Source organism: Pseudomonas sp. UBA3153 (genome assembly GCF_002364635.1).
GTDB lineage: Bacteria > Pseudomonadota > Gammaproteobacteria > Pseudomonadales > Pseudomonadaceae > Pseudomonas_O > Pseudomonas_O kuykendallii.
In genome coordinates, this window is sequence record NZ_DEYR01000033.1 from 80,294 (window position 1) to 80,617 (window position 324).

Annotated in this window: 1 pseudogene; it reads right to left on the reverse strand. The window is 75.6% G+C overall.

Annotation, left to right across the window (positions count from 1 at the left end):
* Positions 1–324, reverse strand: a pseudogene (locus B2X67_RS07960) (PLP-dependent aminotransferase family protein); the annotation flags it as partial.

A 324-nucleotide genomic window follows, 5' to 3' on the forward strand; every position in this document is an offset into this window, starting at 1 on the left:
GAGCACGCGGCCCTGGCGGTCCAGCGCGGCGAGCGGTGTCAGCGGCGTGCCGCTGTAGCGGTACTCGCCGTCGTAGTCGTCCTCGACGATCCAGCCGTCGTGGCGCTCGGCCCAGTCCAGCAGTTCCAGGCGCCGCGCCAGCGAGAGGGTGACGCCGGTGGGGTACTGGTGCGACGGCGTGACGTAGGCCACGCGGCAGTCGCCGGCGCGCTCCAGGGCGGCGCAGTCCAGCCCCTCGGCGTCCACCGGGATGCCGTGCAGGCGCGCGCCGGCCACGGCGAAGGCAGGCCCGGCGGCGCGGTAGCCGGGGTGCAGATCGGAAGA